The organism is Streptomyces sp. Ru62 (genome assembly GCF_002920615.1).
Taxonomy (GTDB): domain Bacteria; phylum Actinomycetota; class Actinomycetes; order Streptomycetales; family Streptomycetaceae; genus Streptomyces.
The window spans coordinates 83523-105668 of the sequence record NZ_PQSU01000017.1 but is presented as its reverse complement, the minus strand read 5'-3'; the positions used below and the strand labels follow the sequence as shown (position 1 = coordinate 105668).

Genomic DNA, 22146 nt, shown 5'->3' with positions numbered 1-22146 from the left:
GTTCCCGGCCCGGACGTCCGCGTTTCGTAAGCAGCGGCGGCCCGATATGCCCGGTTCCCGTTCGTAGGGTGAACGGCGTGACCCCTTCATTCCCCTCATCGGCGGCGAGCGTGGACGTGGTGCTGCCCTGCCTGGACGAGGCGGAGGCCCTGCCCTGGGTGCTCGCCCGGATCCCGGCGGGCTGGCGCGCCCTCGTCGTCGACAACGGCTCCACGGACGGCTCGGCGGACATCGCCCGCGCGCTCGGCGCGACCGTCGTGCACGAGCCGCGGCGCGGTTTCGGCGCCGCCTGCCACGCCGGGCTGACCGCCGCCACCGCCGACGTCGTCTGCTTCTGCGACTGCGACGCCTCCCTCGACCCCGGGCACCTGGTGCCCTTCGTCCGGGAAGTCCTCGACGGCCGGGCCGACCTGGTCCTGGGCCGGCGGCGGGCGCGGACCCGGGGTGCCTGGCCCGCCCACGCCCGGGCCGGCAACCTGGCGCTCGCCCGGCTGCTGCGCCGCCGTACCGGGCTGCGGCTGCACGACCTCGGTCCGCTGCGCGCCGCCCGCCGCGAGCCGCTGCTGGCGCTCGGTCTCAGCGACCGGCGCAGCGGATATCCGCTCCAGATGGTGGTGCGCGCGGCCGACGCGGGCTGGCGGATCGCCGAGCACGACGTGCCGTACCTGCCGCGCGCCGGCACCTCCAAGGTCACGGGCACCTGGCGCGGCACCTGGCAGGCGGTGCGGGACATGAGCCGCGTGCTGGCCGAGCCGCCGGCCGGCGGGAGGACCGCACCGTGACCACGCTGCTCGTGATCGCCAAGGAACCGCTGCCGGGGCGCGTCAAGACGCGGCTCACCCCGCCGTTCAGCCCCGCCGAGGCGGCTGAGCTCGCCGAGGCCTCGCTCGCCGACACCCTGGACGCCGTCGCGGCGACCCCCGCCGGCCGGCGCGTCCTGGTGCTGGACGGGAGCCCCGGCCCCTGGCTGCCGCCCGGCTTCGACGTCGTACCGCAGTGCGCGGGCGGGCTGGACCTGCGGCTGGCCGACGCGTTCGCGCGGTGCGCCGGTCCCGCCCTGCTCATCGGCATGGACACCCCGCAGGTGACCCCGGAGCTGCTCGCCGTGGACTTCGCGGGGTACGACGCCTGCTTCGGTCCGGCGGAGGACGGCGGCTTCTGGGCGCTGGGGCTGGCCGAGCCCGACCCGGCTCTGCTGCGGGGCGTGCCCATGTCGACACCGTGGACGGGTGCCGTCCAGCGGCGGCGGCTGGTGGCCGCCGGACTGCGGGTGCGCGAGCTGCCCCGGCTGCGGGACGTGGACACGGCCGCCGACGCGGTGGCGGTCGCCGCCCGGGCGCCGCACGGCCGGTTCGCCGCCCGGCTGGCCCGCTGCACCGCGCACCCCGCCGGACCCGGCACGGGGCGATGAGCAGCCGGTGCCAGGCTCGGGAGGGGCTATGAGCACCCCGCCGGTCGTCCCCTGGGCCGGGGCCGACCCCTACGCCGTCGCCCTGCGCGCCGGGCGCGGCCCGCTGTTCCTGCGCCGGTCGGACGGCTGGCTGCTGCCGCTGGAGGTCGAGCGCTGGTGCGCGCGGGCGGACCGGGCCGACCGGGCGGTGCTGGACCGGTGCGAGGGTGCCGTGCTCGACGTCGGCTGCGGACCGGGGCGGCTGGTGGCGGAACTCGCCGCCAGGGGCCGTACCGTCCTCGGCATCGACGTCAGCGAGGCCGCCGTCGAGCACACCGTACGGATCGGCGGCCAGGCGCTGCGGCGCTCGGTGTTCGAGCCGCTGCCCGGCGAGGGGCGCTGGGGCACCGTGCTGCTGATGGACGGCAACGTCGGCATCGGGGGCGACCCGCGTGCCCTGCTGGACCGGGTGGCCCGGCTGCTGCGGCCCGGTGGTCTGCTGATCGCCGAGACGGCCGCGGTGGACGTCGACGAACGGTCCGAGGTGCAGCTCGTCGACGGCACCGAGGTGGAGACGGGCGGCCATGGTGTCTTCCCGTGGGCGCGGCTCGGCACCCCGGCGCTGCTGCGGTACGCGGGCCGGGCGGGCTGGCGGACCGCCGGTCAGTGGACGACCGGCCGGCGCCGCTTCGTCGCCCTGCGCAGCCGCAGCTCCCGCAGCGCCAGCAGCAGCGCCGAGCCGGCGAACAGGGCCGCGCTGATCAGCAGCCAGCGGGCGAGGAAGCCGTCCGCCGACAGGCCGGTGGCGGACCGGTAGGGCCGGTCCACCATGCCGGTGATCAGCGGGAACCACACGAGCAGCAGCAGTCCGGACAGGGCGGCCGGGACCCGGACGTACAGGGTCCGCTCCCGCAGCCCGGCGGTGCCGAGAGCGCGGACGACGGCCCGGTCCGCCACCGCGTACAGCGGCAGCAGCACGAGATCGTGCAGCAGGGCCGCACCCACCAGCCACAGCGCCACCCCCTGCCAGTTCCCCGCGAACAGCCGTACGCCGGCATAGCCGGCGAGCGCGAAGGAGCAGGCGAGCAGCAGGATCTGGAAGGGGCTGCCGAGGGTCGGGCGCGGGCGCATCACAGCTCTCCGAAGGTCAGCCGGGCCACCCATTTGGTGTTGAGCACACCGGGCGCCGCGGGCACGATGATCCGCGCCGGACGGCCGTGGTCGGGGGACAGTTCCTCACCGTTGACGTACAGGGCGAGCAGGGAGCGCGGGTCGGCCACCTGGTTGGCGCGCAGGGCGGCCCGGCGGAAGGCCCCGCGCCGCTGGAGCGACTCCACGAACAGGTCCGGCGGCTCGCCGTCGTACCCGACGAGCGCGGCGAGGTCGCGCAGCCGCACCCCGCGCCACCACTGGTCGTCCGTGGACCAGCCCTCGACGCAGGCGATGGGCAACGCCGAGCTGTGCAGGGGCATGCGGAGCAGTTCGGCCCGACTGAGGCGGACCGTTCCGGTGCGGCCGGTGACGACGAGCCGCCAGGCCTCCTCGCCGGTCTCGGCCGCGTCGATCCCGGCGTAGGCGGCCGTCTTGTTGATCTGGAAGCCGTTCGGCCCGCGGCCGGGGTCGGCTCCGCCGTGCGGCGCGAGGAGGGCGGTGCGCCGCAGCACGCCCCCGATGCTCTGGCCCGCGGTGGTGACCAGGAGCAGCAGCGAGGCGCCCCCGACGAACCACAGCGCCCCGCGCCGGGACACGGTCGGCGGCAGCGGGCGGGGCGACACCAACTCCCCCGGCTCCGGGGCGCGGGACACCGGCTCCCCCCGCTCCTCGCGCCGCCGGCGCAGGCTTCGTACGGCGGTCGGCAGTTTCAGCGCCGCGTGCGCCACGAACGCGGCGAAGAACACCCAGGCGCCGTAGAAGTGCAGCGGGTAGAAGGAGCCGGGGAAGACGTAGTCGAGCTGGACGTTGAGGACGCCGGTGGTGAACTCGAACAGCCCGCCGCCGACGAGGAGGAGCAGGGAGATCCGCTCCAGGGCGTGGGCGAGCGAACGGGCCGGGGGCAGGGCGAACAGCCTCGGCACGACCGACCAGAGCTTGGCCAGCAGCACCGGGATCAGGGTGATGCCGAGGGTGACGTGCAGCCCCTGGGTGAGCCGGTACAGCCAGTACGGGTTCGTCGGCCAGGCGAAGAGGTAGAAGCCGAGGATTCCCTTGTCCGGCGTCTGGTCGTTCACCCGTGCGAGGCCCGGGTTGTAGGCGGCGTAGGACACCAGGCCCGTCACGAACAGCACCGTGATCCCCACCAGCAGCACGATGCCGAGCACCGAGGTGAACCACGGGCCGCGCAGCGGGCTGCGCCAGAAACCGGGCGAGGAGGGGAGCCGCGGGTCGTCGTCTCGCATGCTACGACGGTAGGCCGGAACCACCCCTGACCGGGGCCGCGACCCATGACGAAACGCTGACGTCGGACCACCGGTCCCCTCGTTCCCCCGGTCGCCGCCCTAGCGTTCCGGTGTGACCCAGCCTCCCCCACGTGACCGGTACGCCGGCCTGCGCGCCGATCTCCGTGCCGCGTCGGCCGCCGCCCTGCTCGTCCTCGTCGCCGTACTGGTCGGCCGGCACATCCAGGACACCCGGCGCACCCTGTTCGTCCACTGGCCGCCGCTGTTCGCCGACTGGGACCCGCATCTGGGCCCGGGCACCCCGGCCGCCGTCCTGGTGGCGGTCGCCGTGGTGGCGTACGGGCCCGCCGTCGCCGCGCGGCTGCCGTGGCGCGGGCTGCTCCTCGCGGCCTGGGCCACGGCACTGGCCTGGACGTGGTCGCTGGCGCTGGTCGACGGCTGGCAGCGGGGTGTGGCGGGGCGGCTCACCACCCGCAACGAGTACCTGACGGTCATCGGCCGCTTCCACGACCTTCCGGCCGCGCTGCGCGACTTCACCCACCACATCGTGAGCGGCTCCCCTGACCCCTGGCCCGCGCACATCGCCGGGCATCCCCCGGCGGCCACCGTCACCTTCGTCCTCCTGGACCGGGCCGGGCTGCGCGGCGGCGGCTGGGCCGGTGCCTGGTGCGTCACCGTCGGAGCGACCGCCTGCGTGGCGGTGCTGGTGGCGGTGCGGGCGCTGGCCGACGAGCGCCTGGCCCGGCGGGCGGCGCCGTTCCTCGCCCTCGCCCCGGCCGCCGTGTGGGTGGGCGCCTCGGCCGACGGGTACTTCGCGGCGGTCGCCGCGTGGTCGGTGGCCCTGCTGGCCCTGGCGGTCACCGGGCGGTCCGTGGCCTGGGCTGCGGGCAGCGGTCTGCTGTACGGGCTGACCTGCTACCTCTCGTACGGCCTGACGCTCTTCGCGCTCATCGGGGCGGCGGTGCTGGTGGCGGGGCGGCGCCGGCCGCGACCGCTTCTGATCGTCCTCTTCCTGGCCGGGGCGGCGGTCGTCCCGACGGCGTTCACGCTCGCCGGGTTCGACTGGTGGGAGGGGTACCGGCTGCTGGTGACGCGCTACTACCAGGGTGTCGGCGGCATCCGCCCCTACGGCTACTGGGTGTGGGCCAACCTGGCCTGCACGGTGCTGGTCACCGGCCTGGCCACGGCGGCGGGGCTGAGGCGGACGGGCGTGTCCCTCGCCCGCCACCGCACGGCCCCCCGGGCACAGGTCCGGCTGGCCCTCCTCGTGGCGGCGGCGCTGCCGGCCCTACTGGCCGCCGACGTGTCCGGCATGAGCAAGGCGGAGACGGAACGCATCTGGCTGCCCTTCGCGATGTGGCTGCTCCCGGCCTGCGCGCTCCTGCCCCGCCCACGCGGCTGGCTCGCCGCCCAGGCGACGCTGGCGCTCCTGCTCAACCACTTGCTGCTCACGGGGTGGTGAACCGGCCTGCGGGGGCGTCGGCCGTCGGGGGCGAGGCGGCCACGTTCGCAGGGGCCCGGGAGTGCCCAGGCGGCCACGTTCGCAGAGGGCCCGGAATGTGCCCGACCGCCCGGCGGCCGTACACCGCCCGCCGCCGGCCAGAGCGTGCCCGCCCCGCCCTCCCGAGTCGGCCCGGCCGTGACGGACCGCCCGGCCGGGCGGCCGTCGGGCGTCCCTGGCCGGGGGCGACCCGGCCAGGGTGCCTCGCGGCGTCCGGGCTCAGGCCTCCCGGCCGGGCTCCGTTGTGCGGAAGCGGCGGTACAGGAGCGTTCCGCCCATCAGTGAGGCCAGGCTCGCGGCGGCCGCCACCCAGGCGGTGTCCGTTCCGGTGTGCGCGAGGGTGCCGGGCGGTTCGTGCCGTACGACGGGCGGGGTCGGCTTCGGCGCCGGGTGGGTGGCGGGCGGTTCCTGCGGCCGCGGGGGCTCGGAACGCACCGGCGGCGGAGTGACCCGGGTGGGCGGCTTGGGCGGGGTGGTCCGGGCGGGCTCGTCGGGGTGGTCCGGGGCGTTCACGGACGTGTTGCCGAAGACGGGGTTGCCGACGCCGACCACGTTCACGCTGTTGCCGCTGACGTTGACGGGCAGATCGACCGGCAACTGGATTCCGTTGCCGGAGACCACGCCCGGCGAGTCCTGCGTGCGGCTGTGGGCCGTCGCCCCGCTCGTCGCCGCGGGCTGCGTCTTCCCCTCGGTGCTGCCGCCGCCCTTGTTGGCGCACGTGTTGCCCATGGCTGGGTTGAGCAGCCCCACCACGTTCACGGTGTTCCCGCAGACGTTCACCGGGAGGTGCACCGGCAACTGGATGCCGTTGCCCGAGATCAGCCCGGGCGAGCCGCCCGCGGAACCGTCCGCGGCGGAGTCGGCCTGCACCGGTCCCGCCACTGCCATCGCGCCGGACGCGGCGGCGATGGCGATCACACTGTTTCGGGTAGCCCGTTTCATCGGTTCCCTGCCCTTCCAGACACCGTTGCGGGCGCTCACCCGCACCGGAGGAAACGGCGCCTCAAACGTGCAAGTTATGGTTTTTCAGCCTTTTGCCCTATACGGCGGTCAGGGGGCGTGCTCGCGCGGCCGCCGCGCCCGAGAGCCGTACGGGGGTTCGGTACGGGCATGGCCGCGCGCCTTCGGGTACTCGGACGGTGGTCGTGGCGACGCTTGTCGTACCGCCTCTCCCGTTTCTAGGAGCCCTCGACATGACAGACGTAGCAGGCACCGGTCCCGCCTCCGGAGACGACCGGAGCATCCTGACCAATCGACAGGGCCACCCCGTCTACGACAACCAGAACCAGCGCACCGTCGGCGCCCGTGGGCCCGCGACGCTGGAGAACTACCAGTTCCTGGAGAAGATCAGCCACTTCGACCGGGAACGCATCCCCGAACGGGTGGTGCACGCCCGCGGCGTGACGGCGTACGGCTTCTTCGAGGCGTACGGCGCCTGGGGCGACGAGCCGATCGGCCGCTACACGCGCGCGAAGCTGTTCCAGGAGCGCGGCAAGCGCACCGACGTCGCCGTCCGCTTCTCCACCGTCATCGGCGGCCGTGACTCCTCCGAGGCGGCGCGCGACCCGCGCGGCTTCGCCGTCAAGTTCTACACGGAGGACGGCAACTGGGACCTCGTCGGCAACAACCTGGGCGTCTTCTTCATCCGGGACGCCATCAAGTTCCCGGACGTCATCCACGCCCTGAAGCCGGACCCGGTGGACTTCGAGCAGAAGCCGAACCGGATCTTCGACTTCATGTCGCAGACGCCCGAGGCCATGCACATGCTGGTCAACCTGTTCAGCCCGCGCGGCATCCCCGCCGACTACCGTCACATGCAGGGTTTCGGCGTGAACACGTACAAGTGGGTGAACGCCGAGGGCAACACCGTGCTCGTCAAGTACCACTGGATGCCCAAGCAGGGCGTGCGCTCGATGACGGAGGAGGACGCCGCCAACGTCCAGGCCGGCTCCCTCGGTCACGCCACCAAGGACCTGTACGAGGCCGTCGAACGGGGCGAGTACCCCGAGTGGGAGCTGCTCGTGCAGGTCATGGAGGACCACGAGCACCCCGAACTCGACTTCGATCCGCTGGACGACACCAAGACCTGGCCGGAGCAGGAGTTCCCGCCGAAGCCGGTGGGCCGGATGGTGCTCGACCGGATGCCGGAGAACTTCTTCGCGGAGAACGAGCAGATCTCCTTCGGCACCGGTGTGCTCGTCGACGGCCTGGACTTCTCCGACGACAAGATGCTCGTCGGCCGGACCTTCTCCTACAGCGACACCCAGCGCTACCGGGTCGGCCCGAACTACCTCCAACTGCCCGTCAACCAGGCGAAGAACGCCCAGGTACGCACCAACCAGCGCGACGGGCTGATGACGTACCACGTCGACGGCGGCGGGGAGAATCCGAGCGTCAACTACGAGCCGTCGATCCGGGGCGGCCTGCGCGAGGCGGAGTACCCGGCCCACGACGAGCAGGGGCCCGAGGTCCGGGGCCGGCTCACCCGCAAGCGCATCCCCCGCACCAACGACTACCTCCAGGCGGGCCAGCGGTACCTGCTCATGGAGCAGTGGGAGCGCGACGACCTGGTGCGCAACCTGGTGGGTCAGCTCTCGCGGTGCGACCGGTCCGTCCAGGAGCGGATGGTGTGGCACTTCCTGCTGGTGGAGAACGACCTGGGGCTGCGGGTCGGCGAGGGCCTCGGCATCCGCCCGGAGGACGTCGCGGACCTGGAGCCGCTGGCCAGCCAGGACCTCACCGAGGAGGACAAGGAGCGGCTGGCGAACCTCGGCAAGAACCCGCCGCGGGACGTCGAGGGCCTCACCATGACGCACTGCGTCCCCGACGCGCGCCATGAGGTGACGAGGTGACCCGCTGAGCCCGCGCCCCTGAGGCCCCGGAACGTCTGGCGCAGGAACGCCTGACGCCCCGGAACGCCGGTCAGCTCACGACGGGCGCCGCCCCCGGCTCGGCCGCGACCCGGGCGTGGCGCCCGCGCGGGCAGTGCACGATCCGGTCACCGAGGCCGAGCCGGCCGGCCTCGGCCAGGAAGGCGGACAGGGGCGAGCGCATCACCGTGTACTCCTCGTAGTGCACGGGCAGGACGGCGCGGGGACCGAGGCGCCGGGCCAGTTCCGCACCCTGCCGGCCGTCCATGGTGACCACGAAGCCGCCGGGGAGCGTGGTGCCACCCAGGTGCAGGACGGCCAGGTCGGCGGCCGGGAAGCGGCGGGTGATCTCGTCGAGGCCGTCGTACGGCAGGGTGTCACCGGACACGTACAGCCGAAGCCGCGGCGGGCCGCCCACCGGGCCGAGCTCGATCATGCTGCCCATCACCGGGGGCAGCAGTCCCCGCAGCACCGGATGTCCGGCGTGCCGTCCGGGCAACGCCGTGACGGTGGCCTGGACCGGGCCCTGCCGGAGGGTGAACCCCCGCCAGGTGCGCAGTCCGGCCACCCGCTCGCGTCCGTGCAGCACCTTCAGGCGGCGCGCGGCGTGCGGGGTGCTCAGCACCGGCACCGCGGGGTCCAGGTGGCGTCGGGACCGGCGGTCCCAGTGGTCGCCGTGCAGATGGGACAGCACGATCCCGTCGAGGCGGGGCAGGTCCTCCGGTTCCAGGGCGGGCTCGGTCAGGCGCCGGCTCAGCAGGCCCTTGCCGAGGTAGGCGTACTGGCCGAGGTGCAGGAAGTTCGGGTCCGTGAGCAGGGTCAGCGGCCCGTAGCGCAGCAGAACGGTCGCGTTGCCGAGGAAGTGCAGGTCGACCGTGTCGTCGGTGGGTGGGTCCGTGGTACCGGGCATGGGTCCGTCGCCCTTCCGTCCGAGCCGTCGCAGGCACCCGCGCCCTCGCGGGCGTGCGGGTTCCTCCCGTGCCGGGCGGGTACCCCTGGCGGGCGGACGGCATGAGAGGACGTGTTCCGGCCGGCCGGTTCCGTCGCCGCGGCGCCCGCCTGGGCACAGATGGCCGAGTGTGCCGCAGCGGCGGAGCCGGGGAGCTGGTAGCTCTCGTAGGGCAGCCGCTGCCGTACCCGCTCGACCGGGGGACCGACCGAGGAACCGACCGAGACGAGGAGCGATGACGACCACCGTGCGCGAGGCCGGAGCCCAGACCGCGCCACCCAGTCTCCGACTGCCCGGCCTGCTGCTGGGAGTGGGGCTCGGCGGATTCGTCGACGGGATCCTGCTCCACCAGCTCCTCCAGTGGCACCACATGCTCACCAGCACCGACCACGACCACATCGGGGTGAGGTACTACGACCCGCACACCGTCTCCGGGCTGGAGATGAACACCGTGTGGGACGGCGTCTTCCACACCGTCTGCTGGCTCGCCGTCCTGGGCGGTCTCGCCGTCCTGTACGCCCGGGTGACCACCGGCCGGCGCCAGGTGTGGGGCTCACGGGTGCTCTGGGGCTGGGTCCTGTCCGGCTGGGGTCTGTTCAACCTCGTGGAGGGCGTTCTCGACCACCACGTCCTGGGCATCCACCACGTCCGCGGCGGTCCCCACCAGGTGTGGTGGGACATCGGCTTCCTCGTGTTCGGCGCGCTGCTGCTGGCGGGCGGCATGCTCCTGCGGCGCGGCGCCCGGCCCTTCGATCCGGCCGCGCCCCGCGCCGCACGGCCGGGGCACGCCGTCTGATGGGCGGCAGCACCCCGCACATGCACACGCATCCGCATCACGCGGAGGGCGGCGGCGTGCTGGGGATCCTGCTCCCGGCCCTGGCCCTGCTGGCGTGCGCGTGCGGCTATCTGCTGCTGGCGCGCCGGGTGCGCCGCCGGAACCCCGTGCGGGGCTGGAACCCCTGGCGCACGGCCGGTTTCTGCGCGGGCCTCCTCCTGCTGGCGGCGGCGGTGCTGCCTCCCCTCGCCGCCTTCGCCCACGGTGACTTGCGCGGCCACATGGCCCAGCACCTGCTCATCGGCATGTACGCGCCGCTCGCCCTGGTGCTCGGCGCCCCGGCGACCCTCGTGCTGCGCGCCCTGCCCGCACCCCGTGCCCGCCGCCTCACCGCGTTCCTGCACAGCGGCCCGGCCCGCCTGCTCGCCCACCCGGTGACCGGTCTGCTGCTGTCCACCGGCAGCCTCGCGCCGCTGTACTTCACCCCGCTGTACGACGCCGTCACGGCCCGCCCGGCCAGACACTGGCTGCTGCACGCGCACTTCCTGCTGGCGGGCTGCCTGTTCGCGCACGCCGTCGCCGGGCCCGATCCCGCCCCGGCCCGCCCCGGTGTCCGGGCCCGGCTGGTCTGCCTGGGCTGCGCCATCGCCGTGCACGCGAGCGTCGCGCAACTGATGTACGGCGGTTTCGGGGTGGCCGTCGACGCTCCGGTCACCCAGGTCCAGGGCGCTGCCGAGCTCATGTACTACGGCGGCGACATCGCCGAACTCCTGCTGGCGGCGGCCCTGGTCGCCACCTGGCGCCCCGCACGCGGCGCGGTCGCGGGGCGCGCGGTGCGCCCTGCGCGGTAGGCGCGCGGGAGGCATGCGGTAGCCACGCCGGTCGACATGGCCAGGAGGTGGGCGAGGGCCAGGCGGGGCAGAACTTAGTAGCCATGTACATAGTAGCCATGTACTGTATCGGCCATGAGCAAGGTGTCCGAAGGAGCAACGCCCGGTTTCCTGGTGTGGCGGCTGTCGATGAAGTGGCGGGTCGCGGTGGACCGAGCGGTGGCCCCGCTCGGACTGACCCACGCGCAGTACTCCCTGGTGGCGTCGCTGTACGGCATGCAGCGCTCCGGACTGCGTCCCAGCCAGCGCCGCCTCGCCGACCACACCGGCCTGGAGGCCCTGTACGTCTCCAAACTCGCCCGGGGCCTGGAAGCGGCCGGTCTCCTCGAACGCACCCGGGACCCGGCCGACCCGCGGGCGGTCCAGCTCGCGCTCACCGAGCGGGGCCGCGAGACCACCCGGAAGGCGATCGACGTCGTCCAAGGACTGCTTCGCCAGCTGCTGGCACCCCTCGGCGGACCCGACAGCCCGCGCGCCCGGACGTTCACCCGGGAACTGACGACCCTGCTCGACGCACCGCTTGACCCGTTCGGCACCACCGATCACGAGACGGAGCAGTCATGACCACCACCGCACCCCGCGTCGACAGCCGGGTCATCGGCCTCGCCCACTACGCCCTGCGCGCCGTCCTGGAGCGCGTCCTCGCCCCCCACGGCATCTCCTTCCTCCAGTCCGTCGCGCTGCGCCTCGCGGCCCTCGCGGACGGGCCGGTCGAGCGGGCCGCCCTGGTGGACGGCGTCGTCGGCACGGTGAGGGTCGACGAGAGCGACGCCCAGCGCACGATCGGGGACCTGACGGCCGCCGGCCTGCTCACCCCCGAGGGCCCCTCCGCCTTGCGGCTCACGGACGCGGGGCGCACGGTGTACACCACCAGCTCCGCCGAGGCCGCGGCGGTCTCCGCCCGGCTGTACGCGGGCATCCCCGAGGAGGACCGGGCGGCGGCCGGCCGCGTGCTCGCCCTGCTCACCGAGCGGGCCGACGCGGAGCTGGCCGGCCTGCGGCGGCGGTAGGGCCACCTGTCACCGAGAGGTGGCAGCCCGGCCGCCCCCCTCGGGCTCTCGAACGGTCCCGAGGTGCCTGCGGAAACCGACATCAGCCCGTGCGGTCCGGCCGCGGCCGCCCCAGCGCCTTCCTCGTCACAGCGGTGTCGCCGCGTGCAGGATCAGGAACAGGGTGACAGCGGAGTTCGCCGAGGACATCGCCGACACCAGCGCCCCGGCGGCGGCGCCCCAGGCGGCCAGGCCGACCGAGGTGAACGCCGACGGCCAGGTCCGGGCCGCGGGAGCGGGGGCCAGCAGCGCGGCCACCCGGCGCGGCACGGGACCGGTCGCCGCCAGCGCGGCCACGGTCGGCACCGGTGTGCGCGGGGACAGCAGGGCCGCCTTGCCGATGGCGCGGGCGACCGTGCGCCGGTCGCCGACCGCGCGGGCCGCCTCCTCGTCCGCCCAGCGCTCGGCCGTGTAGACGACGGCCGTACGCAGCGGTCTCAGGAACGGGTTGGCTCGGGCCGCCAGGTGCGCGGCGAGCAGGTGGCGGTGGTGACGGGCGGACAGATGGGCGCGCTCGTGGGCGAACAGGGCGCGCCGCTCGGCGGGCGCCAGCCCGGCCAGCAGGGCCGTGCTGACGGCGATCCGGCCCCGCCCCCGGCTGCGGCTCCCGGGGAGGGCGTAGGCGTACGGTGCGCTGTCCGGGAGGACCGCGACCGTCGACCCCGGCACCCCGGCGAGCGCGCGGTGGGCGCGGCGGGTGACCCGGTGGTGCCGCCACAGGGTGCGGGCGCAGGCGGCGGCAACCACCGCGAGCGCGGGAATGGCGGCCCGGCCGGCCACCTCGTCGTGCGGGACGGCGGCCCGCACCTCAGGGTCGGACCAGCCGTCCGGCAGCGGGTTGCCGGGCAGTTGGGCGGTGCCGACCACCATGAGCAGGGCCAGGCACAGCGTGCTGCACCCGGCCATGACGACGGCGACCGCGGTCAGCAGCCGGGTCGCGGTGCGCGGGTGCAGCCTGGTCTCGGCGAGCCGGGCGACCGGCCACGCGGACAGCGGCAGCACCAGCGGCAGGAAGACGAAGACCCCCATGAGCGGTCAGTCCTCCGTGCCGCCGGCGTCCGGCCCGGGAATGTCGAGCAGGGCCCGCAGCACCTGCTCGTCGCCGGGCGGCAGGGCGGTGACGAAGCTGGCGAGGACCGCCTCACGGTCCCGCTCGCCGTCCAGCAGGCGGCGCATGCGCAGCGCGGCCAGCCGGGCCACGTCGGCCGTCGGCGTCCACCGGAAGGACCGCCCGTGCCGTTCCCGGGAGACGACGTCCTTGGCGAGCAGCCGGGTCAGGATGGTGACGACGGTGGTGTAGGCGAGGTCGCCGCCGAGGCGCTGCTGCACCCAGGCCGCGGTGACCGGTCCGTCCGCCTCGCGCAGCGCGCCGAGGACCTGGCCCTCCAGCTCCCCCTGCCCGCGCCGCCGGGCCCGGCCGCCTTCCCTCGTCATCCGTGGTTCCTCCCCCGTCCGTCTCGCGTCGCTCGCTCACCCGCCGTTCCACGCTACTTCACGCCACCGACACTCCCGTGGGCGCGGCGCCCGCGCCGGTGCGCGATCTCGCCGAGGAGGATGTCGACGGCGAGGAAACAGGCCAGCGGGACGCCGAGCAGCGGCACGAACCAGCCGAGTACGGCGACGGCCGCGAGCGCCGGCACGAGGAGGTACGGCGGCACCTCCGCCCAGGCGCCGCGCGGGATCGGCCGGCCGAAGGCGGTGCCCCGGCCGCGCTGCCACCACATGCGGTAACCCCAGACGACGAGCAGGATCAGGGCGAGCGCGAGCAGCGCGAGGGCGATCTGGTTGACGAGCCCGAAGAGGACGCCGGTGTGCAGGTCGATGCCCCAGCGGGTGAGCTTGGCGAGCAGCGGGTGGTCGGCGAACCGGAGTTCGTCGGTGACCCGGCCGGTGGCGGGGTCGACGGCGACGGAGTCCTGCTTCTCGGGCCAGCTCCGCTGGATCTGCCGGACCACGTAGGCGCTGTCGGCGTCCGCGGGCGGCACGATCTCCACCGGGTCGCCGAGCCCCTTCGCGCGGGCCGCGGCGAGGACCCGGTCCAGGCCCACCCCGTGCTCGGCCGTGCCGCCTGCGGAGGCCGCCCGGCCGTGGCCCGCGTGGTCGCCGCCGGCCGCGGCCGTCGAGACGGACGGGGTGGCCTGGCCGAGCGAGGTGCGCAGCTCGTCGATGTTCGCGCCGGCGTACGCCGACCAGGTCAGGCCGGTCGCGGACAGGAACAGGAACCCGGCGGCGGTCCAGACGCCGACGGTGCCGTGCAGGCCGAGGGTGCGGCGCCGGCCACTGGTGCCGCGCACCCTGCGCAGGGCGCGGCGCCGGGAGAACCACAGCACCAGACCGCCGCCCGCGATCACCCACAGCCAGCTGGCGGCCAGCTCGCTGTAGAGCCGGCCGGTCTCGCCCAGGTGCAGATCGCGGTGCAGCTCGTCGATCCAGGTGCGCAGGGGCAGCGCGCCCGTCGAACCGTACTGTTCCAGGGCGCCACGGACCGTGCCGGTGTACGGGTCCACGAACACGGCGAGGGTGTGCTCCGGGTCGACGCCCTCGACCCCGGTGAGCAGCACCCGGGTCGTGGCGCCGGGCTCGGGGGCGGGCCGGACGGCCGCGACGGTGCCCTGCGGGTGGGCCTTGCGGGCGGCGGCCACCTGGGCGGAGACGGGCAGCTCGCGCTCGCCGGCCGGAACGGTCAGCTCATGGCCGTACACGAGCTTCTCCGCCTGGAAGGAGCCCGCGTACAGCAGGCCGGTGACGGCGGCGACCAGCAGGAAGGGGGCGACGAGCACGCCGGCGTAGAAGTGCAGACGCAGCACGAGGGGGCGCAGGGGTGCCCAGCGGCCGCGGGTGGCGGGGCGGGACGCCTCGGCCGGGGTGGCCGGGGGAGCGGTGGTCATCGGCGGGCTTCTCCGGGGCTCGGTGTGAAAAGCGAGGGCGGTCCAGTAGTCGGACCGCGAAAGGGCTGAGTTCCCCGGGGTGTTGGTGACCTGTGCCACAGGGGGCGGCGGGCGGGCGTGGCATCCTGACGCGATGGCACCTCCCCGTGATCACGCACCGCTCGCCGAGCGGGTCGAGGAACTCCTCGCCGCCGGCGGCCCCTTGCCCATCGTCGCGGCCGGACAGCCGGTGCTGCGGCGCGGCACCGAGCCGTACGACGGCCAGCTCGGCCCCGCGCTGCTCGCCCGGTTCGTCGAGGCCCTGCGCGTCACCATGCACGCGGCCCCCGGTGTGGGTCTCGCCGCCCCGCAGGTCGGTGTGCCGCTGCGGATCGCGGTCATCGAGGACCCTGCGCCGGTACCGGAGGAGGTGGCGGTCGCCCGGGGCCGGGTGCCGCAGCCCTTCCGGGTCCTGGTCAACCCGTCGTACGAGCCCGTCGGCACCGCCAGGGCCGCCTTCTTCGAGGGCTGTCTGAGCGTGCCGGGCTGGCAGGCGGTGGTGGCCCGGCACGCCCAGGTGCGGCTGCGCGGCGCGGACGAGCGGGGCCGCGCGCTGGACGAGGTGTTCACCGGCTGGCCGGCCCGGATCGTGCAGCACGAGACGGACCACCTCGACGGCACGCTCTACCTGGACCGCGCGGAGCCGCGCTCGCTGTCCACCAACGAGGCGGTGGCGGCCCTGTGGGCCCAGCCGACGCCGGACGCGGCGGCCGAGGCCCTGGGCTTCGAACTGCCGTAGGCTGCCGCTCAGTTGTCCCGGTAGGCCTCCAGCAGCCGCAGCCACACCTCGCTCAGCGTCGGGTACGACGGGACGACGTGCCACAGCCGGCTGACCGGGACGTGTCCGGCGACCGCGACGGTGGCCGAGTGGATGAGCTCGCCGACGCCGGGGCCGACGAAGGTGACCCCGCGCAGGATCTCGTCCTCCAGGTCCACGACCATCCGGGCGCGGCCCTTGTAGCCGTCGCCGTACAGGCCGGCGCCCGCGACCGCGGAGAACTCCACGTCGACGGCGCGGACCCGGTGGCCGGCCTGTTCGGCCTCGGCGAGGGAGAGCCCGACCGCGGCGGCCTCCGGGTCGGTGAAGACGACCTGGGGTACGGCGTGGTGGTCGGCGGTGGCGGTGTGGGCGCCCCAGGGCTCCTCCGTCACCGCGCTGCCGGTGGCGCGGGCGGCGATGGCGGCCCCGGCGATGCGGGCCTGGTACTTGCCCTGATGGGTGAGGAGCGCGCGGTGGTTGACGTCGCCGACCGCGTACAGCCAGTCGGTGCCGGTCACGCGCAGGCTGTCGTCGACGTCCAGCCAGGAGCCGGGTTCCAGGCCGACGGTCTCCAGGCCGATGTCGCCGGTGTGCGGGACGCGGCCGGTGGCGAAGAGGATCTCGTCGCCCTCGATCCGGTCGCCGGCGGAGGTGACGGCCACGACCGTGCCGTTCTCGCGGCTGACGGACTCCACGGAGGTGCCGGTGCGCAGGTCGACGCCCGCCTCGGTGAGGGCCTCGGCGACCAGTTCACCGGCGAACGGCTCCATGCGGTTCAGCAGGCCCTTGCCGCGCACCAGCATGGTGACCCGGGAGCCGAGGGCCTGCCAGGCGGTGGCCATCTCGGTGGCGACGACACCGCCGCCGACGACGATCAGCCGGCCCGGGACCGCCTGGGCGCTGGTGGCCTCACGGCTGGTCCAGGGCTTGACGTCGGCGAGTCCGGGCAGGTCGGGCAGCTGGGCCTTGGTGCCGGTGGACACGGCGACGGCGTGCCGTGCGGTGAGGGTGGTGACCGTGCCGTCGGGGCCGGTGACCGTGACCGTGCGGGGCCCGGCCAGCCGGCCCTGGCCGCGGTACAGGACGGCGCCGGTGCCCTCCAGCCAGCCGACCTGGCCGTCGTCCTTCCAGTCGGCGGCGAAGTAGTTCCGGCGGGCCAGGACGGCCGGGGCGTCGAGCGGCCCCTGGACCGCCTGGGCGAGGCCGGGCAGGCGGCGGGCGTCGGCCTGTGCGATGACCGGCCTGAGCAGGGCCTTGCTGGGCATGCACGCCCAGTACGAGCATTCTCCGCCGAGCAGTTCGCTCTCCACGAGGGCCGTGGTGAGGCCGGCCGCGCGGGTGCGGTCGGCGACGTTCTCCCCCACGGGCCCGCCCCCGATCACCACGACGTCGTAAGCGATGGATTCCGTTTCCGTCATGGAGTCAGTCTGGTGGGTGGTGTGCGCCGTGGCCACACGGGTACGCGCGCGGAACACGGGCGTGCACGGGTGGAATAGGCGGCCCGGCGGCCGTGTTTCCGCCGTCGGCACACCCCACACCAGGAAGAGGGAATCACGCCATGAGCAGCACTGTGGAGCTGACCAAGGAGAACTTCGACCAGACGGTCACCGAGAACGAGTTCGTTCTCATCGACTTCTGGGCGTCCTGGTGCGGGCCCTGCCGTTCGTTCGCGCCGGTCTACGAGAAGGCCGCCGAGGAGAACCCCGACCTGGTCTTCGCCAAGGTGGACACCGAGGCGCAGCCGGAGCTTGCCGCCGCGTTCGACATCCAGTCGATCCCCACGCTGATGATCGTGCGCGACCAGGTCGCGGTCTACGCCCAGCCGGGCGCCCTGCCCGCGCCCATGCTCGCCGACCTCATCGGGCAGGCCCGCAAGCTCGACATGGACGAGGTCCGCAAGGACATCGCCGCCCAGCAGGGTCAGGCCGCGGAGGGGCAGGAGCAGCCGGGGCAGGCGCAGCAGTAACGCGTGCGGGGCCGCGGTGACACCGCGTACGGGGCCGGCTCAGCTGGACTCGCGCGGGATCACCGAGGCCCCCAGCACGGTGTGCACCTCGGGCTCGCCGCCCGGGTCGCGCACGGCACGGTCGACCAGTTCGGCGAGGTCCTGCCCGGAGGGCAGTTCGATGTGGACCGTGCTCAGCCGGGGCCGCAGCAGCCGGCCCAGCATCAGGTCGTCGGCGCCGATCACGGAGACGTCCCCGGGGATGCGTACGCCCTCGTCCTGGAGGGCGCGCATGAGCAGCATCGCGTACTCGTCGTTGTAGGCGAACACCGCGTCCAGGCCGGAGCCGCTCCAGCGGGCGGCCAGTGCGGCGGCGGCCTCCTCGGTGTAGGCGAGGGGCAGCTCGGTCACGGTGGCGTCCGTACCCCGCAGCGCCTCGCGCACGCCGACGAGCCGCGGCCGTGAGTAGGTCTCCAGTCCGGGCTCCTCGGGCAGGACGACACCGATCCGGCGCCGGCCCCGGGCGTACAGGTGGGCGCCCGCGCAGCGGCCGACGGCGTCGTGGTCCATCAGCAGGGCGTGCGCTCCCTCGACGCGGCCGGGACCGAGGGTGACCACGGCCCGGGCGCCGGACCGCTTGAGGACGGCGACGCCCCGCGGGCCGAGGCCGGCACCGGGCACCAGGACGGCGACCGGCCGCAGCTCCGCCCAGGCGCGGGCGGCCTCGTCGCCCTCCAGGCCGACGCTGCCGTACTGGACGACGGTGTAGTCGAGACGGCCCAGCGCCCACTGGAGTTCGTTCAGGAACCGGCTGTACAGGGGGCCCACCGGGATCGCCGGGGCGGGCATGAGGACCGTACGGCTGTGTCCGGCGCGCAGGCTGCGGGCGGCGGCGTGGGGGACGTACCCCAGTTCGCGGGCGGCCTCGTGCACGCGCTGGCGGGTCGCTTCGCTGATCCGCACGGCGCTGGTGTTGTTGAGGACGTAGGAGACGGTCGCGCGCGAGACGCCGGCCAGGCGGGCCACATCGGCACTCGTGGGCGTGTTCGGTATCTGCACCATGACAGACCGCATCCTGGCAGAGGGGCGGGGGCCGGGGGCGGGCGGGGCAAGGTGGTTCATCGTTTGACAAAGAGGACGTCCTCGCACCGCGGCGGCGAACATGTTCGTGACGAACTTGTTCGCGACGAACATGTTCGTTACGGTGAGGGGCATGAACGCTGCCCCCCGCTCCCGCCGGGAGCGTCCCGCCAAGCCCGCCCTCACCCGGGCGGGCATCATCGCCGCCGCCGTCGCGATCCTGCGGGCGGAAGGGCTCCGCAAGGTGACGATGCGACGACTCGCGCAGGAACTCGACACGGGCCCCGCCTCGCTCTACGTGTACGTCCGAAACACCGACGAACTGCACGCGGCCGTCCTGGACGAACTGCTCGGCACGATCGGCCCGGCTCCGGCCGAGGGGGGCTGGCGGGAACGGCTGGAGCGGGTGCTCACCGACTACACCGCGATGCTCCTGGAGCACCCGACCCTGGCTCGTTCGGCGCTGACCGCCCGGCCGAGCGGCCCGCACTACCTGCGCCTGGTCGAGACCCTGCTGGAGCTGCTCCAGGCGGGCGGGGTGCCCCTCGCCCAGGCGGCCTGGGGCGTGGACCTGCTGCTCCAGCACGCCACGGCGACCGCCGCCGAGCACGCCGGGGAGGAGCCCCAGGGCGACTGGCAGGCGGCGGCCCGGGCCCTGCGCGAGGTGCCCGCGGCCACCCATCCGCACATCGCGGCCGGCGCCGACGCGCTGCTGTCCGGCACACCCGAGGCCCGCCTGTCGTGGGCCTTCCAGACGCTGATCAACGGCATCGAGCGGACCGCCGTACCGACCCCCGCACCGACCGACGTACCGACCGAAGGCCAGGAGGCCACGTGACCACCGGTTCCCTCCCGCACCTCCGCCACCTCCCCCACCACCCCGTCGCCGTCGTCGGCGCGGGTCTCGGCGGGCTCACGCTCGCGCGGGTGCTGCACGTGCACGGCATCGAGGCCGCGCTGTTCGACCTGGACGCGTCGGCGGACGCCCGGATCCAGGGCGGCATGCTCGACATCCACGACGACACCGGCCAGGCGGCGCTGCGGGCCGCCGGCCTGCACGAGGAGTTCCTGACCCGGGTGCACTCCGGCGGCCAGGCCGTGCGGGTCCTCGACCGGTACGGCGCCGTCCGGCTGGCGGAGCCCGACGACGGCACCGGCGGCCGGCCCGAGACAGACCGGGGCGACCTGCGCGCACTCCTGCTCGGCTCCCTGCCCGCCGGCACGGTCCGCTGGGGCGCCAAGGTCACCGGCGCGCGCCCGCTGGACGGCGGCCGGCACCGGGTGACGCTCGCGGACGGCACCGAGTTCACCACCGACGTGCTGGTCGGCGCGGACGGCGCCTGGTCGCGCGTGCGCCCGCTGGTGTCCGCGGCCCGGCCGGCGTACACCGGTGTGTCGTTCGTGGAGGCGGACCTGTGGGAGGCGGATGCGCGGCACCCCGTGAGCGCGGAGGTGGTCGGCGGCGGCATGCTCTTCGCGCTCGGGCCCGGCCGCGGCTTCCTCGCCCACCGCGAGACCGACGGCAGCCTGCACGTGTACGCCGCCGTGGTGGCGCCGGAGGACTGGCTGGACGGCATCGACTTCACCGACACCGAAGCGGCGAAGGCGGCCGTGCTGAAGGAGTTCGACGGCTGGGACGAGAGCCTGCGGGCGCTGGTCGGGGACGCGGACGGCGCGCTGGTGCCCCGCCGCATCCACGCCCTGCCGGCCGGGCACCGCTGGGAGCGGGTGCCCGGGGTGACCCTGCTCGGCGACGCGGCCCACCTGATGTCGCCGTTCGCGGGCGAGGGCGCCAACCTGGCCCTGATCGACGGCGCCGACCTGGGCCTCGCCCTGGCCGCGCACCCCGGGGACACGGAGGCCGCGCTGGCCGCCTACGAGTCCCGGATGTTCCCCCGCGCCGAGGCCTCCGCGACGGACTCCGCCCACAGCCAGTCCCTGCTGTTCCGCACGGACGCGCCGCAGGGGTTGGTGAACATGTTCACCGGCCGAGGGGACTGACAGGGCGTCTGGGCTCGTTCGGGCAGCCGGGCCTCGGCGCCGGCGGACACGGCGACGGCGTGCCGTGCGGAGGTTCCGTACCAGGCCGCCCGGCCCCAACGGCTCGGTGCGGGTCCACGCCGCCCCATCGGCTTCGCGGGGGTCCGGCCCGCCGGGACGGTCCGGCGCGGCCCGCTCGGCCCTGGCTAGCGCAGCGCCTCCGTGCCGGTCACCCGGGCGACCAGGTCGAGCCAGCCGGATTCCAGGCGCTCCATCGGCATGCCGCACTGCCGGGTCAGGTAGTGGATCAGCGCGGGGTCCAGTGAGGCCAGGAGGGTGTGAGCCAGCAGGTCGCAGTCGGCGTCCGGGACGATCTGGCGGAGCAGCATCGTGGCGTGCATGTGCAGCGACCCGACGGCGGGGTGCGCGAACCGGCGGGTCGGCTCCGGCTGGGCGGCCAGCTGGAGGTCCAGTTGCTCCGCCGTGCGGTACAGCACCGCCACGCCGAACGCCCGCAACCGCTCCAGGGGCGGCGAGCCGGGCCCCAGTGGCGGGGGCCCGCTCAGGAAGTCGGCCTGGAGTTGCCTGGCCGAGTGGTCGAGCAGGGCCATCAGCAGCCCGGTGCGGTCGCCGAAGCGGCGGAAGACCGTGCCCTTGCCCACGTTGGCCGCCGCCGCCACCGCCTCCATGGTGACCCCGGCCACCCCGTGCTCCGCGATCAGCCGAGCGGCGGCCTCCAGCAGCCTGGCCCGGTTGCGGGCGGCGTCGGCACGCAGGAACGGCTCCGCGGAAGCCGGGCCGACCTCCAGCAACCGGGGCGTGTCGACGGGCTCCTCGGGCTTCGGGAAGGGCGGCAGAGCGCTGGACATGTCGACAGCGTAAAGCATCGGGAACAAAACTGGACCGCGGTCCGGTTAGGGTGGTACAAACTTAAACGGACCCCGGTCCGGATCGTGACAGCGATGTTTCAGCCCCTTGGAGTTCCCATGTCTGTTCGCATCCTCGCGCTCGTCGGCAGCCTTCGCGCCGGTTCGCACAACCGCCAGCTCGCCGAGGCGGCCGTGAAGCTCGCGCCGGAGGGCGCCGAGGTCGAGCTGTACGAGGGCCTGGCCGAGATCCCGTTCTACAACGAGGACATCGACGTCGAGGGCAACGTCCCGGCCGCCGCCGCCAAGCTGCGCGCCGCCGCCCAGGCCGCGGACGCCTTCCTGCTCTTCTCCCCCGAGTACAACGGCACCATCCCGGCCGTGCTGAAGAACGCCATCGACTGGCTGTCCCGCCCCTACGGCGCCGGCGCCTTCGGTGGCAAGCCCGTCGCCGTGGTCGGCACCGCCTTCGGCCAGTACGGCGGCGTGTGGGCGCAGGACGAGGCCCGCAAGGCCGTCGGCATCGCCGGCGGCAAGGTGATCGAGGACATCAAGCTGTCCATCCCCGGCTCGGTGACCCGCTTCGCCGAGACCCACCCGGTCGACGACGCCGAGGTCGCCGCCCAGCTGACCGAGGTCGTCGCCCGTCTGCACGGCAACGTCGGCGCTGCCGCCGCCTGAGTCGTACCGCCGTTCCCCGTCGGGACCGGCGTCCCGCGTTCCCGGTGAGGGCCGGAGCCGCCACGGCTCCGGCCCTCACCCGTGTCG

The 22146-nt window shown here is 74.6% G+C and carries 23 protein-coding genes; 14 read left to right on the top strand and 9 right to left on the bottom strand.

All coding sequences use genetic code 11. The features are described from left to right. The first annotated feature begins 68 nt into the window (after positions 1 to 68). Genes C3492_RS23635 through C3492_RS23625 form a run of 3 tightly spaced genes read left to right on the top strand, consistent with a single transcriptional unit; the run spans position 69 to position 2207 of the window. A complete protein-coding gene (locus C3492_RS23635; protein ID WP_374938364.1) occupies positions 69 to 782 on the top strand; it encodes a glycosyltransferase family 2 protein in 714 nt (237 codons plus the stop codon). Beyond that, positions 779 to 1411, top strand: coding sequence for a DUF2064 domain-containing protein (locus tag C3492_RS23630; RefSeq protein ID WP_103813757.1), 633 nt, complete (start codon positions 779 to 781; stop codon positions 1409 to 1411). The genes C3492_RS23635 and C3492_RS23630 overlap by 4 nt, the downstream gene beginning before the upstream one ends. 28 nt (positions 1412 to 1439) lie before the next feature. Beyond that, the gene (locus C3492_RS23625; RefSeq protein WP_103813756.1) at positions 1440 to 2207 is read left to right on the top strand and encodes a bifunctional 2-polyprenyl-6-hydroxyphenol methylase/3-demethylubiquinol 3-O-methyltransferase UbiG; all 768 of its coding nucleotides are present in this window, start codon (positions 1440 to 1442) and stop codon (positions 2205 to 2207) included. A gap of 313 nt (positions 2208 to 2520) precedes the next feature. On the opposite strand, the gene C3492_RS23615 is transcribed toward C3492_RS23625, so the two are convergent. Then, positions 2521 to 3786 (bottom strand): molybdopterin-dependent oxidoreductase, encoded by a 1266-nt coding sequence (locus C3492_RS23615; protein WP_103813755.1) that lies wholly within the window; start codon positions 3784 to 3786, stop codon positions 2521 to 2523. Between the two features lie 112 nt (positions 3787 to 3898). Between C3492_RS23615 and C3492_RS23610 the strand changes: the two genes are divergently transcribed. Further along, the gene (locus C3492_RS23610) at positions 3899 to 5248 is read left to right on the top strand and encodes a hypothetical protein (protein WP_103813754.1); all 1350 of its coding nucleotides are present in this window, start codon (positions 3899 to 3901) and stop codon (positions 5246 to 5248) included. A 258-nt stretch (positions 5249 to 5506) separates the two neighbouring features. On the opposite strand, the gene C3492_RS46680 is transcribed toward C3492_RS23610, so the two are convergent. After that, positions 5507 to 6229, bottom strand: a complete 723-nt coding sequence (locus C3492_RS46680; protein ID WP_374938363.1) for a chaplin — start codon at positions 6227 to 6229, stop codon at positions 5507 to 5509. Positions 6230 to 6480: 251 nt separating this feature from the next. On the opposite strand from C3492_RS46680, the gene C3492_RS23600 reads away from it, so the two are divergent. Beyond that, the gene (locus C3492_RS23600) at positions 6481 to 8139 is read left to right on the top strand and encodes a catalase (RefSeq protein ID WP_103813752.1); all 1659 of its coding nucleotides are present in this window, start codon (positions 6481 to 6483) and stop codon (positions 8137 to 8139) included. Between the two features lie 70 nt (positions 8140 to 8209). Here C3492_RS23600 and C3492_RS23595 read toward each other — a convergent pair whose 3' ends face one another. Then, a complete protein-coding gene (locus C3492_RS23595; protein ID WP_103813751.1) occupies positions 8210 to 9067 on the bottom strand; it encodes an MBL fold metallo-hydrolase in 858 nt (285 codons plus the stop codon). Positions 9068 to 9341: 274 nt separating this feature from the next. On the opposite strand from C3492_RS23595, the gene C3492_RS23590 reads away from it, so the two are divergent. From C3492_RS23590 to C3492_RS23575, 4 genes are all read left to right on the top strand, one after another. Then, entirely contained in the window at positions 9342 to 9902 is a 561-nt protein-coding gene (locus C3492_RS23590) for a DUF2243 domain-containing protein (protein WP_103813750.1), read from the top strand. Next, positions 9902 to 10732, top strand: coding sequence for a cytochrome c oxidase assembly protein (locus tag C3492_RS23585; protein ID WP_103813749.1), 831 nt, complete (start codon positions 9902 to 9904; stop codon positions 10730 to 10732). The genes C3492_RS23590 and C3492_RS23585 overlap by 1 nt, the downstream gene beginning before the upstream one ends. A 114-nt stretch (positions 10733 to 10846) precedes the next feature. After that, positions 10847 to 11335, top strand: a complete 489-nt coding sequence (locus C3492_RS23580) for a MarR family winged helix-turn-helix transcriptional regulator (protein ID WP_103813748.1) — start codon at positions 10847 to 10849, stop codon at positions 11333 to 11335. Next, positions 11332 to 11781 carry a winged helix DNA-binding protein gene (locus C3492_RS23575; RefSeq protein WP_103813747.1) on the top strand — a complete coding sequence of 150 codons (450 nt, stop codon included), beginning with the start codon at positions 11332 to 11334 and terminating at the stop codon, positions 11779 to 11781. The genes C3492_RS23580 and C3492_RS23575 overlap by 4 nt, the downstream gene beginning before the upstream one ends. Positions 11782 to 11907: 126 nt before the next feature. Here the strand turns inward: C3492_RS23575 and C3492_RS23570 are convergent, their stop codons facing one another. The 3 genes from C3492_RS23570 to C3492_RS23560 are packed head-to-tail and all read right to left on the bottom strand — an operon-like array spanning position 11908 to position 14708. Further along, positions 11908 to 12849: a M56 family metallopeptidase gene (locus C3492_RS23570; protein WP_103813746.1), complete on the bottom strand. Its 942-nt coding sequence runs from the start codon at positions 12847 to 12849 to the stop codon at positions 11908 to 11910. A 6-nt stretch (positions 12850 to 12855) separates the two neighbouring features. Next, positions 12856 to 13254, bottom strand: a complete 399-nt coding sequence (locus tag C3492_RS23565; protein WP_103813745.1) for a BlaI/MecI/CopY family transcriptional regulator — start codon at positions 13252 to 13254, stop codon at positions 12856 to 12858. Positions 13255 to 13307: 53 nt separating this feature from the next. Beyond that, entirely contained in the window at positions 13308 to 14708 is a 1401-nt protein-coding gene (locus C3492_RS23560) for a PepSY domain-containing protein (RefSeq protein ID WP_103813744.1), read from the bottom strand. A gap of 133 nt (positions 14709 to 14841) precedes the next feature. On the opposite strand from C3492_RS23560, the gene C3492_RS23555 reads away from it, so the two are divergent. Next, positions 14842 to 15486 carry a peptide deformylase gene (locus tag C3492_RS23555; RefSeq protein WP_103813743.1) on the top strand — a complete coding sequence of 215 codons (645 nt, stop codon included), beginning with the start codon at positions 14842 to 14844 and terminating at the stop codon, positions 15484 to 15486. An 8-nt stretch (positions 15487 to 15494) separates the two neighbouring features. Here C3492_RS23555 and C3492_RS23550 read toward each other — a convergent pair whose 3' ends face one another. Beyond that, positions 15495 to 16925, bottom strand: a complete 1431-nt coding sequence (locus C3492_RS23550) for an NAD(P)/FAD-dependent oxidoreductase (protein ID WP_103813935.1) — start codon at positions 16923 to 16925, stop codon at positions 15495 to 15497. Positions 16926 to 17065: 140 nt separating this feature from the next. Here C3492_RS23550 and trxA point away from each other — a divergent pair, with 140 nt between their 5' ends. After that, entirely contained in the window at positions 17066 to 17473 is a 408-nt protein-coding gene (gene trxA, locus C3492_RS23545) for a thioredoxin (RefSeq protein ID WP_103813742.1), read from the top strand. Between the two features lie 39 nt (positions 17474 to 17512). Here trxA and C3492_RS23540 read toward each other — a convergent pair whose 3' ends face one another. Next, positions 17513 to 18526: a LacI family DNA-binding transcriptional regulator gene (locus C3492_RS23540; protein ID WP_181140514.1), complete on the bottom strand. Its 1014-nt coding sequence runs from the start codon at positions 18524 to 18526 to the stop codon at positions 17513 to 17515. Between the two features lie 139 nt (positions 18527 to 18665). Between C3492_RS23540 and C3492_RS23535 the strand changes: the two genes are divergently transcribed. Together C3492_RS23535 and C3492_RS23530 are read left to right on the top strand one after the other, a co-directional pair. Then, positions 18666 to 19370 carry a TetR/AcrR family transcriptional regulator gene (locus C3492_RS23535; protein WP_103813933.1) on the top strand — a complete coding sequence of 235 codons (705 nt, stop codon included), beginning with the start codon at positions 18666 to 18668 and terminating at the stop codon, positions 19368 to 19370. Then, positions 19367 to 20533 carry an NAD(P)/FAD-dependent oxidoreductase gene (locus C3492_RS23530; RefSeq protein WP_103813740.1) on the top strand — a complete coding sequence of 389 codons (1167 nt, stop codon included), beginning with the start codon at positions 19367 to 19369 and terminating at the stop codon, positions 20531 to 20533. Before C3492_RS23535 ends, C3492_RS23530 begins: the two co-directional genes overlap by 4 nt. Before the next feature lie 185 nt (positions 20534 to 20718). On the opposite strand, the gene C3492_RS23525 is transcribed toward C3492_RS23530, so the two are convergent. Further along, positions 20719 to 21399 (bottom strand): TetR/AcrR family transcriptional regulator, encoded by a 681-nt coding sequence (locus C3492_RS23525; protein ID WP_181140513.1) that lies wholly within the window; start codon positions 21397 to 21399, stop codon positions 20719 to 20721. A 99-nt stretch (positions 21400 to 21498) separates the two neighbouring features. On the opposite strand from C3492_RS23525, the gene C3492_RS23520 reads away from it, so the two are divergent. Next, entirely contained in the window at positions 21499 to 22059 is a 561-nt protein-coding gene (locus tag C3492_RS23520) for an NADPH-dependent FMN reductase (protein WP_103813739.1), read from the top strand. Positions 22060 to 22146: the final 87 nt, after the last annotated feature.